The sequence below is a fragment of the Stenotrophomonas sp. GD04024 genome, from assembly GCF_029837545.1.
GTDB lineage: Bacteria > Pseudomonadota > Gammaproteobacteria > Xanthomonadales > Xanthomonadaceae > Stenotrophomonas > Stenotrophomonas forensis.
The window spans coordinates 17247-28577 of record NZ_JAOEDV010000058.1 but is presented as its reverse complement, the minus strand read 5'-3'; the positions used below and the strand labels follow the sequence as shown (position 1 = coordinate 28577).

General features: G+C 67.2%; 9 protein-coding genes. 5 read left to right on the top strand and 4 right to left on the bottom strand.

Annotation, left to right across the window (positions count from 1 at the left end):
* Positions 1-1448: MATE family efflux transporter (locus N7590_RS16270; protein ID WP_279935729.1), on the bottom strand; the 1448-nt coding region annotated here is incomplete at its 3' end.
* A gap of 62 nt (positions 1449-1510) precedes the next feature.
* On the opposite strand from N7590_RS16270, the gene N7590_RS16265 reads away from it, so the two are divergent.
* The 3 genes from N7590_RS16265 (at position 1511) to N7590_RS16255 (ending at position 3524) form a co-directional block, all read left to right on the top strand.
* A complete protein-coding gene (locus tag N7590_RS16265) occupies positions 1511-1750 on the top strand; it encodes a hypothetical protein (protein ID WP_053449143.1) in 240 nt (79 codons plus the stop codon).
* Positions 1751-1759: 9 nt separating this feature from the next.
* Positions 1760-2167: an RNA-binding S4 domain-containing protein gene (locus N7590_RS16260; protein WP_164241392.1), complete on the top strand. Its 408-nt coding sequence runs from the start codon at positions 1760-1762 to the stop codon at positions 2165-2167.
* Positions 2168-2330: 163 nt separating this feature from the next.
* Positions 2331-3524, top strand: a complete 1194-nt coding sequence (locus N7590_RS16255) for a cellulase family glycosylhydrolase (RefSeq protein ID WP_239544261.1) — start codon at positions 2331-2333, stop codon at positions 3522-3524.
* A 72-nt stretch (positions 3525-3596) separates the two neighbouring features.
* On the opposite strand, the gene N7590_RS16250 is transcribed toward N7590_RS16255, so the two are convergent.
* The 3 genes from N7590_RS16250 to mutS all read right to left on the bottom strand — a co-directional run bounded on the left by N7590_RS16250 (position 3597) and on the right by mutS (position 8699).
* Positions 3597-4199: a DUF937 domain-containing protein gene (locus tag N7590_RS16250; protein WP_053509452.1), complete on the bottom strand. Its 603-nt coding sequence runs from the start codon at positions 4197-4199 to the stop codon at positions 3597-3599.
* 108 nt (positions 4200-4307) lie between these two features.
* Entirely contained in the window at positions 4308-5819 is a 1512-nt protein-coding gene (locus N7590_RS16245; RefSeq protein ID WP_187299810.1) for a catalase, read from the bottom strand.
* A gap of 324 nt (positions 5820-6143) precedes the next feature.
* Positions 6144-8699 (bottom strand): DNA mismatch repair protein MutS, encoded by a 2556-nt coding sequence (gene mutS / locus N7590_RS16240; protein ID WP_053449146.1) that lies wholly within the window; start codon positions 8697-8699, stop codon positions 6144-6146.
* Between the two features lie 337 nt (positions 8700-9036).
* Between mutS and N7590_RS16235 the strand changes: the two genes are divergently transcribed.
* Both N7590_RS16235 and N7590_RS16230 read left to right on the top strand, forming a co-directional pair.
* The gene (locus N7590_RS16235; RefSeq protein WP_164241391.1) at positions 9037-10314 is read left to right on the top strand and encodes an O-antigen ligase family protein; all 1278 of its coding nucleotides are present in this window, start codon (positions 9037-9039) and stop codon (positions 10312-10314) included.
* Positions 10314-11306 carry a glycosyltransferase family 4 protein gene (locus N7590_RS16230; RefSeq protein ID WP_164086881.1) on the top strand — a complete coding sequence of 331 codons (993 nt, stop codon included), beginning with the start codon at positions 10314-10316 and terminating at the stop codon, positions 11304-11306. The genes N7590_RS16235 and N7590_RS16230 overlap by 1 nt, the downstream gene beginning before the upstream one ends.
* Positions 11307-11331 lie beyond the last annotated feature (25 nt).

Below are 11331 nucleotides of genomic sequence, written 5' to 3'. Positions count from 1 at the left end.
GCCGCATCCGGGTCGGCCACCGGCGAGGGCGGGCAGGCCGGAATTTCCGAGGGCGTGGCCAGTTCCTCGGCGTGCGAAGGTTTGCCGATCATCTTCGCCTTGCGCCAGCCGCCCCAGCGGTAATACGCCAGCGACAGCAGCATCGACACGAACGAGCTGACCGGGAAACTCCACCAGATCGCATCGGCACCCCAGTACGGCTGCAGCAGTTCGGCGAACGGCACGCGTACGCCCCACAGCGAGCCGGCCAGGATCAGCAGCGGTGGAATCACCGCGCCGGTCGAGCGCACCACGCCGGAGATCACGAAGCTGACGCCGAAGAACAGGAACGAGCCGATCACCACATGGTTGAGATGGCGGGCGATGTCCAATGCCTCGCTGGCCGGCGGCAGGAACAGCGCCAGCAGCTGGCGATCGAACACCACCAGCGGCAGGATCAACGCGCCGGTCAGCAGGAAGTTGAACATCACGCCCTGGCGTGCGGTGCCACGCACGCGGTCCCAGCGCTGTGCGCCCACGTTCTGCGCGGCCATCGACGAGCAGGCCGCACCGATCGCCATCGCCGGCATCTGCAGGTAGTTCCACAGCTGCAGCGAGGCGCCATAGCCTGCGCCGGTAGCGGTGCCGTACTGGTTGACCATGGTCATCAGCAGGATCACCGACAGCGAGATCAGCACCATCTGCAGGCCCATCGGCACGCCCTTGAGCACAAGCGCCTTGAGGATGGTCAGGTCGAGCCTGAACAGGCGCATGTCGGCACGCCCCAGCCACAGTGTGTGGCGCTTGTGGCGCATGTACAGCAGCAGGCCGGCCAGCGACAGGGTCTGCGCGACCAGCGTGGCCCACGCCGAGCCGGCGATGCCCAGCGCGGGGAACGGCCCCATGCCGAAGATCAGCACCGGGTTCAGCACGATGTCCAGCGCCACCGACACCATCAGGAAGCGGAACGGCGTACGCGAATCGCCGGCACCGCGCAGCGCGGCGGTAAGGAAGGCGAACGCGTACAGCGTCGGCATCGCCAGGAAGATGATCTGCAGGTAGGCCTCGGCCAGCGGCAGCGAGGCGGCCGGCGTGCCCATCGCCGCCAGCAGCGGATGCGCCATGAACCAGCCGGCGATGGCGATGATCACCGACAGGCCGATGAAGAAGGTGGCGCTGGTACCGACCACGCGCCGCGCCTGGGCAATGTCGCGTGCGCCGATGGCCTGGCCGATCAGGATGGTCGAGGCCATGCCGAAACCGAACACCGAGCCGATCAGGAAGAACATGATGTTGTTGGCGTTCGCGGTGGCGGTCAGCGCCGCCTCGCCGAGGAAGCGCCCCACCCACACCGCATTCACCGAACCATTCAGCGACTGCGCGATGTTGCCGGCCAGGATCGGCAGGGAAAACAGCAGGAGATTGCGGCCGATCGGGCCGGAGGTCAGGTCAAGCGGCGCTTTGGCCATGGAGTGGTGATCGATTCCCGGGAGGCGCACACTAGCACCAAGCCGGTTTGCGGGATGTGGCAATGCATCAACGACTACGGGTGGGACGGGGCATGGCGCTGGCCTTGATCGGCGTCGTACTGGCCGCATGTTCGATGGACGACCGGCTGGGTGATACCCAGGTGCGGCCGACCGACCGGCCCGAATGCCTGGTCGGCAGCCAGCGCCAGGATCTGTCCGCTGGCGTACCCACCCTGATCGGGGGCAGCGGTTGCCGTACCGACCCCGACCATCCGCGTCCCCTGAACAAGCCACCGGAGTAGTACGCACCGATGCATGAGCTTTCCCCGCTGTCGCCCACTGTCCGCCTGGACATCTGGCTGTGGGCGGCCCGTTTCTTCAAGACCCGCAGCCTGGCCAAGCAGGCCATCGAGACCGGCAAGGTCAGCGTGGCTGGCCAGCGCCCGAAATCCTCGCGCGCCGTGCGCGTGGGTGAGCAGCTGCAGGTCGATCGCGGCGAAGAGCATTTCGAGATCCAGGTACTGGGCCTGAGCGACCAGCGCGGGCCGGCCCCGGCGGCGCAGCAGCTGTACACCGAGAGCGAAGCCTCGAAGGCGCGTCGTGCCGAGCAGCGCGCATTGCGCATCGCCGCCCGCGATGGCTTCCAGCCGCCGGAGCACAAGCCGGACAAGCGCGCGCGGCGGTTGATACGTGCGCTTGGCGATCTGGACGCGCTTTGAGGGTTGCCCGCCGGGTCTGGTCCAGCGGAGAGCGTGCGAACCAACGGTTCGCACCCACCAGAGCGAGCGGGTAGCGCGGTTCATGGTCGCTGTGCCGCGCGCACTCAGCCTGCGTTCGGTGTGTGCCCCGCACGTTGGATCGTCCTTCTCATGGAAGACCCTCATGTTCCTGCGCCGCAGCCTGTTGTGCCTGGCCCTCGCCACCGCCGCCCCGGCCTTCGCCGCCGACATCACCTTCTGGGATGCTCCGCAGCGCGGAGGCAACAGCATGAACGTGTCGCCTCCGGACCGGGACTACTTCGAGGCGCTGCGTGCGACCGGCGCGACCTGGGTGCGGCTGGTACCGGACAAGTGGAAGGCGCAGGGCGGCCGCGACTTCCTGATCGGCAACGCGGACGACTATCAAGGGCTGGTCGCGGCCGATCTGGCGACATTGCGCCGCGTGCTGGACGATGCCAACGCGGCCGGACTGAAAGTGGTGCTCACCCCGCTGTCGCTGCCGTTGCTGCGCTGGAAGCAGCACAACGGTGACAAGGTCGACCAGCGCCTGTGGCAGTCGTTCGACAATCACGCACCGGCGCTACGCTTCTGGCATGACCTGGCCGTGGCGCTGAAAGGGCATCCCGCACTGGCCGCCTACAACCTGATCAACGAACCGGTGCCGGAATTCGGTGCCGGCCTGGCCGAACATGCGTCCAGCGAGGCGATGCAGCAGTGGTACGCCGGGGTGCAGGACGGCCCGCGTGATCTGCGCCGCTTCTACGCGGAGCTGATCGCGCGCATCCGCGAGGTCGACACGGAAATGCCGCTGATGCTGGATGCCGGATGGTATGCGGCGGCCGATGGCTTCAACTACTGGCCGGCACCGCTGGACGACGCGAAACTGCTGTACAGCGTGCACATGTACGAGCCGTACGCGGCGACCAGTGCGCCCAACCAGAAGCGGGCCAAGCCCTGGCGCTACCCGGGCAGCGTGCCGTTCGGCGGCCACAGCGAGCGCTGGGACGCGGCGCGCGTACGCAGCTACCTGCAGCAGCCGATGGACTGGGCGAAGGCGCACGGGGTGGAGGCCAACCGCATGGTGGTTGGTGAATTCGGCTGCATGCGCCGCTGGCCCGACTGCAGCCGTTACCTGCAGGACGTGCTGCAGGTGCTGGAACAGGACAAGGTGCACTGGGCCTTCTACGCCTTCCGCGAGGATGGCTGGGACGGCATGGACTACGAACTGGGCGACAAGGTGCTGCCGTGGTCGTACTGGCAGGCACAGGAACAGGGAAAGCCAGCGGTGCCGCCGCGCTCGATGCAGGCGCCGTTGTTCGCGCCGATCCTGCAGCGGCTGAAGGCCGGGAACCGGTAGGACGCCGGGCAGGGCCCGGCGTGATCCGCGGCGATGCAGATCATGCTGGGTCATCCCCGGCAACAGCGCCTGTCAGCGCTTGCCGCCGAGCAGGTTGCCGCCCAGCTTCAACAGGTCGCTCATGCCGAACTGGCCGTCGCCGTCCTGGTCCAGCACGCTGCCGAGCAGGCCACCGGCAATGCCGCCCTGCTGCTGCACCTGCTGCTTTTCCTGGCCAAGCGCCTGGCTGAGCGAGCCGGCATCGGCCTGGCCGCCACCCAGCCGCTGGGCGAGGAAGGCCATCACGATCGGCGCGAGGATCTGCAGCAGCTGGCTGGTGCGGCCGCTGTCGAGCTGGGTGGCCTGGGCCAGGCCGGTTTCCACCTTCTGCTGGCTGCCGCCGAAGATGTGGCCGAGGATGCCGGCGCCATCGCTGGCGGCACCACCACCACCTCCGCCCAGCACCGAACCGAGCACGCTGCCCAGGTCCAGGCCGCTGTGGTTGTTCTGCAGCGCGCCGAGCAGAGCCTGCGCCCCCTGCGGCTGCGCGGCGTTGTTGCCCAGCGCGCCCATCAGCACCGGCAGCGCGGTGCTGATCGCGCCGGAGGCCTGGGTATCGCTGATGCCGAGCTGCTGCGACACCTGCTGCAGCGGAGCGCCCTGCAATTTGGCGAGAAGTTCATCGGTCAGGCTCATCAGGGGAATCCTCGATTGGGATGGGGCGTGCAGAAGGTACGACGCGGACCGTTAAAACGGCGACGCCGCCTCACGGGGAGGCGGCGTGCCGTACACGGGGGAGGCCGATCAGAGCTCGATGTCTTCCGCGCCCGGGGTGGCGGCAGGGAAGTCGGTTTCCGGCTGTGCCGGCTTGAACGGGTCCGACGGCTGGCTGGCCAGCGCCTTCAGGGCCGCAGCGACGCCGGCACCGTAAGCCGGGTCGGCCTTGCTGCAGTTGTCGATGTGGCGCTGCTTGATGAAGTCCGGCGCATCGCCCAGGGCACGGGCGGTGTTGGCGAACAGGCGGTCCTTCTGCGCCTGGTTGTAGCTGCGGAACAGCGCACCCGGCTGGCTGAAGTAGTCGGCATCGTCCTCACGGAAGTTCCAGAAGTCGGCATCGCCGCGGATCTTCATCGGCGGCTCGCGGTACTCCGGCTGCTCCTGCCACTGGCCGTAGCTGTTCGGCTCGTAGTGCGGCAGGCCGCCGTAGTTGCCGTCCACGCGCATCGCACCATCGCGGTGGTTGCTGTGCACCGGGCAGCGCGCAGCGTTCACCGGGATCTGGTGGTGATTGACGCCCAGGCGGTAACGCTGCGCATCGGAATAGGCGAACAGGCGCGCCTGCAGCATCTTGTCCGGCGACGGGCCGATGCCCGGCACCAGGTTGCTCGGTGCGAACGCCGACTGCTCCACGTCCTGGTACCAGTTGACCGGGTTGCGGTTCAGTTCGAACTGGCCGACCTCGATCAGCGGGTAGTCGCTCTTCGGCCACACCTTGGTCAGGTCGAACGGGTGCACGCGGTAGGTTTCCGCATCCAGTTCCGGCATGACCTGGATGAACAGCTTCCACTTCGGGAAGTCGCCCTTGTCGATGGCGGCGAACAGGTCGCGGCCGTGGCTTTCGCGGTCATGGCCGACCAGGATCTGCGCCTGTGCGTCGGTCAGCGATTCGATGCCCTGCTGGCTGACGAAGTGGAACTTCACCCAGAAGCGCTCGCTGTCGGCGTTGGTGAAGCTGTAGGTGTGCGAGCCGAAGCCGTGCATGTGGCGGAAGCTGCGCGGGATGCCGCGGTCGCTCATCACCACGGTCACCTGCAGCAGGGCTTCGGGCAGCAGCGTCCAGAAATCCCAGTTGTTGCGCGCGCTGCGCAGGTTGGTGTGCGGGTCGCGCTTGACCGCCTTGTTGAGGTCGGCGAACTTGCGCGGGTCGCGCAGGAAGAACACTGGCGTGTTGTTGCCGACCAGGTCCCAGTTGCCTTCTTCGGTGTAGAACTTCAGCGCGAAGCCGCGGATGTCGCGCTCGGCGTCGGCGGCGCCACGCTCGCCGGCCACCGTGGTGAAGCGGGCGAACATTTCGGTCTGCTTGCCGACCTTCTCGAACAGCTTGGCGCGGGTGTACTTGCTGATGTCGTGGGTGACGGTGAAGGTGCCGAACGCGCCCGAGCCCTTGGCGTGCATGCGGCGTTCGGGAATGATCTCGCGGTTGAGATTGGCCAGCTTCTCCAGCAGCCACACGTCTTCCATCAGCAGCGGGCCGCGCGGGCCGGCGGTCTTGCTGTTCTGGTTGTCCACCACCGGCGCGCCGAAGGCCGTGGTCATCGGCGTGACCGGGTCGTCACCGTGCTTCTGCTTCGGCGTGGTGCTCAGCTCGCGCTGCTGCTGGGCGCCTTCCTCAGGCGTCGGGGCGCTGTGGTAAGGGCACTTGGCGTTGTTGTTGTCGGACTGGCTCATCGGCTGGCTCCTGGTGGCGGTGAAGACGTGGGAAACATCTTCACTCGACTGTAGCTAGGGCCAGATGAAATGAATAATCGAATGATTCGTTCAGGTTAATAGATTCTGTCAATTGAAAAGCAGAATCGGATTTGTGGAATCTTTCAATTGGCCCCCCGCGGCCAGGCGGGAGGCCATGGACGTGTGCTGCGGTTACAGCAGCGCCTTCAGCCGGTACAGCGCTTCCAGCGCCTGCTTCGGGGTCAGCTCGTCGGGGTCGATCGCCGCCAGCGCTTCCTGCGCCTTGCTGGAGGGTGCTGCGAACAGGCCGAACTGCTGCGGTGCATCCAGCGCCTGCGGTGCCAGCTCGGCGGCATGGCTTTCTCCGCCGCGCTGCTCCAGCTCGGCCAGGCGACGACGCGCCTGCGCCACGGTGGCGCGGGGCAGGCCGGCCAGTGCCGCCACCTGCAGGCCGAAGCTGCGGTTGGCCGGGCCGTCCTTCACCGCATGCATGAACACCAGCGCTTCGCCATGCTCGACCGCATCCAGGTGCACGTTGGCGATGCCGCTGCGGCCACCTTCGTGCTGCTCGTCGGCCAGCGCGGTCAGCTCGAAGTAGTGGGTGGCGAACAGCGTGTAGCAGCGGTTCTGGTAGGCCAGGTGGCGGGCCACCGCGTCGGCCAGGGCCAGGCCGTCATAGGTGGAGGTGCCACGGCCGATCTCGTCCATCAGCACCAGCGAGTGCGCGGTGGCGTGATGCAGGATGTAGCTGGTCTCGGCCATTTCGACCATGAAGGTGGACTGCCCGCGGGCGAGGTCGTCACCGGCGCCGATGCGGGTCAGGATGCGGTCGATCGGGCCGATCAGCGCACGGCTGGCCGGCACGAAGCTGCCGATGTGGGCCAGCAGCACGATCAGCGCGTTCTGCCGCATGTAGGTCGATTTACCGCCCATGTTCGGGCCGGTGATCACCAGCATGCGGCGGTCCGGATGCAGGTCGAGGTCATTCGGTTCGAACGGCTGTTCGCGCACCGCTTCGACCACCGGGTGGCGGCCGCGCTCGATCTTCAGGCACGGCTCGGCCTGCAGTTCCGGGCGTGCCCAGTCCAGCGCCTGCGCGCGTTCGGCGAAGCCGGCCAGCACGTCGAGCTCGCTCAGCGCCGCCGCGCATTGCTTCAGCGGTTCCAGCTGCCCGCCGAGGGTGTCCAGCAGCTGCTCGTACAGGTACTTCTCGCGCGACAGCGAACGGTCGCGCGCGGACAGCACCTTGTCCTCGAAGGCCTTCAGTTCCTCGGTGATGTAGCGCTCGGCGTTGGTCAGCGTCTGCCGGCGGGTGTAGTGCACCGGTGCGCGGTCGGACTGGCCCTTGCTGATTTCGATGTAATAGCCGTGCACCCGGTTGTAGCCCACCTTCAGGGTGGCGATGCCACTGCTCTCGCGCTCGCGCTGTTCCAGGTCGACCAGGAACTGGTCGGCATGGGTGGACAGGCGGCGCAGCTCGTCCAGCTCCTCGTCGAAGCCGTCGGCCAGCACGCCGCCATCGCTCAGCTTCAGCGGCGGCATCTCGGCGATGGCGCTGGCCAGCAGCTGCGCGCATTCGTCATGTTCGCCCAGCGCGGCGTGCAGCGCCTGCAGGCGTGGAGAATCCAGCGGCGCCAGCACCTCGCGCACTGCCGGCAGCAGGCCCAGGCCATCGCGCAGGGTGGAGAAGTCGCGCGGGCGCGCCGAGCGCAGTGCGACGCGGGTGAGGATGCGTTCGAGGTCGCCCAGGCGGCGGAACTGCTCGCGGATGTCGGCATCACTGCCGCGGTCGATCAGCGTTTCCACCGCATGGTGGCGCTGCACCAGGACCTCGCGCAGGCGCAGCGGGCGGTGCAGCCAGCGCCGCAGCAGGCGCCCGCCCATGGGCGTCACGGTGCTGTCCAGCACGCCCAGCAGGGTGTTGCGGGTGTCGCCATCGACGCGCGTATCCAGTTCCAGATGGCGGCGGGTTGCGGCATTCATCGCAATCGCCTCGCCGGCGGTTTCCATCGCGATCGAGGTCAGGTGCGGCAGGCGCTGCTTCTGGGTTTCTTCGACATAGCCGAGCAGGGCGCTGGCCGCAGCCGTGGCGCGCGGCTTGTCATCGATGCCGAAACCGCTCAGGTCATGCAGCTTGAAGAACGCCAGCAGCTGGCGGCGGCCACTGTCGGCGTCGAACAGCCACGGCGCGCGGCGGCGCACGCCGGTACGCTGGCGCAGGAATTCCGGCCAGTTCTCTTCGTCGGGCACCAGCAGTTCGGCCGGCTCCAGCCGCGCCAGTTCGGCTTCCAGCGCGTCGTCGGTTTCCACCTCGTTGACCAGGAAGCGGCCGCCGGCCAGGTCGGCCCAGGCCAGGCCGTAGCCCTGCTTCGTGCGCGACAGGGCCATCAGCAGGGTATCGCGGCGCTCGTCCAGCAGCGCTTCGTCGGTGACGGTGCCGGGGGTGACGATGCGTACCACCTTGCGTTCGACCAGGCCCTTGGCCAGTGCCGGATCGCCGATCTGCTCGCAGATCGCCACCGACTCACCCAGCGCCACCAGCCGTGCCAGATAACCCTCGTAGGCATGCACCGGCACGCCAGCCATCGGGATCGGCGCACCGCCGGAGCTGCCGCGCTGGGTCAGGGTGATGTCGAGCAGGCGCGCGGCCTTGCGCGCATCGTCGTAGAACAGCTCGTAGAAATCGCCCATGCGGAAGAACAGCAGCAGGTCCGGATGGTCGGACTTGGCCGCGAAGAACTGCTTCATCAGCGGGGTGTGTTCTTTGGACGCCTTGGCGTTGCTGGTGTTGTCTTTCGTATCAGTCACTTGGAGCGGTTCGCGTCTGGGCAGGGCGTCTGGGCAAGGCCTTGCGGGGCAGGGCCGGAAGAACAGTTAGTGTAACGGCCTGGGCGGGTCGATGATCCCCGCCCTGGTCCACCGGGCGGGGCGCGCGCCGGGGCTGTCTGGGCGCCAACGACAGCGGTGGTTTGGTTGATTTCCTTGGAGGGCCACGGTAGTGTCGGCCCCGGCGATTCCCGCCAATCGGCCTCCATGGAAACCGGGGCAATTCATCCCCGGGCGGGCGTTGATGGAAAGAACACGCATGACTGCAGCCTGCATGGCCGCCGAACCTCGCCATTACTGGCGCATCGCCCTGCTGAGTACGCTGGTTGCCGTTGTCCCGCTTGCCGGATCTGCGCCGTACAACCTGTTGAAGGCCGTGCTGCTGCTGGCCCTGCTGGTCACCGGCGTGGTGCTGATCCGTCGCCAGCCGGATGTCCGCCTGCGCTACCGCATCGCGCGCTTCATCGTGATCGCCTGTTTGCTGCGCCTGGCCTTTGCCTTCTTCAGCATCACCTGGCACGACCTGCGCTGGAGCGAGCTGGACCTGCCCGCGCAGATGCTGCTCTATCTGGGTACGGCCGCGGTGTTCGCCGCCGTGCTGGACTGGCGCCTGATCTGGACTCTGTTCGCGCTCTCCACCCTGGTGTTCGGTGGCTCATGCATCGTGCAGCACCACGTGATGGGGTTGGAACGTGCTTATGGTTTCAGTGGTGGCGAATGGACGGCCATCGAGTTCACGATGGTCACGCTGTGCATGGCGCTGTTCTCGGTCATCCGGTTGATCCAGCCGAACGTCCATCCGGCCGAGCGCTGCCTGCATGGGGTTGCCGTTGCCGTGGGCGTCTACGGCTCGATCCTGGCGCAGAGCCGGGGGCCGATCCTGGCCTTCATTCCGGCGATGCTGATGGTGATGACGGTGCACGTGTGGCGTACCCGGCGCTGGCGTGGCCCGCTGGCCTTCGTCGGCGCCCTGGTCATCGGCGTGCTCGGTGCCACCACGGTGCTCAACCATCAGGTCATCCAACGCTTCGGTGAGGTCAGTGGCGAGATCGCCGGCTTCAACCAGCACAACGAAGTGGGTTCGGTGCGTGAGCGCATCGCGATGTGGGGCGTGGCGGTCGACGCCATTGCCGAGCACCCGCTGACCGGGGTGGGCTTGAACCAGTTTGGTACCTATGCGCGCGAGGGCATTGCCCGCGGCGAGGTGTCCGACGCGATCTCTCGCTACAACCATCCCCACAACGAGTACCTGGAAGCGGCAGTGACCGGTGGCGTGCCGCTGTTGCTGATCATGCTGCTGATCTTCATCCTGCCGGGTATTCATTTCGTGCGACGGATCGGCCATGCCGATGAAACCACGGCGATGGTCGCCACCGCCGGCCTTGCCGTGGTCATCGTCTACGCGCTCTCGGCGTTCACCGACAACGTGTTCTATCGGGCAATGCCGCATTCGTTCTATTTCTACCTGGTGCTGGGCTTCGTCCTGGCGACCGCGTTGCCGGTCCGCGACCTGCGCCGGGACGGGAGTTCGCACTGATGGCGCATGTTCACCTGCTGGCGGCCGACAACCAGCGCGGCTTGAGCCATGACATCCAGGTGATCGAGCGCTCGCTGCGACAGCTCGGGCATGAGGTGACCATCAGCCGCCTCGATGCGGTACGCAATGGCGGGGCGTGGAAACTGCGCCGGTTGCGCCTGCGCCGCCTGTTGGCGTCGTGGCTGAGCCTGGGGCGGAAGCCGGCGCGATTCGATATCAACATCTCGCTGGAGCACGTACGGCCGGCCAGTTTTGGCCTGGCCGAGGTCAATCTGCTGATCCCGAATCCGGAATGGGTATCTGCGCGCAGCCTCCGCATCCTGCCGCGATTCGATGCCCTGCTGACCAAGACCGAGGACGCCACGCGCATCTTCACTGCGCTGGGCATGCGCGCGCTGGAAGTGGGCTTCTGCAGCCGCGACCGCTACGACGCTTCGGTGCCGCGCAAGCCCCGCAGCTTCCTGCATGCCGCAGGCAGCAGCCGCATGAAGGGTACGGCGACCCTGGTGAAGGTCTGGAAGCGGCACCCGGAATGGCCCCTGCTGACCGTCCTGCGTGGCGGGCCTTCGGACGAAGACGAGGGTGGGGCGGCAAACCTGCGGATCGTCCGCGAGCGCCTGCCCGATGAAGAGGTGCAGCGCCTGCAGAACGAGCATGTGTTCCACCTGTGCCTGTCGCAGACCGAGGGCTGGGGCCACTACCTGGTCGAAGCGATGAGCTGCGCGGCGGTGGTGATCACCTGCGATGGCGCGCCGATGAACCAGATGATCGATGAGAGCCGCGGTCTTCTGGTGGCGGCCCACGAGGGCGCGCCCTGCCACCTGTCCAGGACCTGGCATGTGGACGAGACAGCGCTGGAGCAGGCCGTCGAGCGTGCACTGGCGATGGATGAGGCCGAATGCACCCGGCTGGGTGCCAATGCACGCGCATGGCATCTGGCCAGCGAGGTTGCGTTCCCATTGCGCCTGGGTGAGGCCCTGGCGAAATTCTGAAGCCCGGCACGCGGCGTTGCCGCAG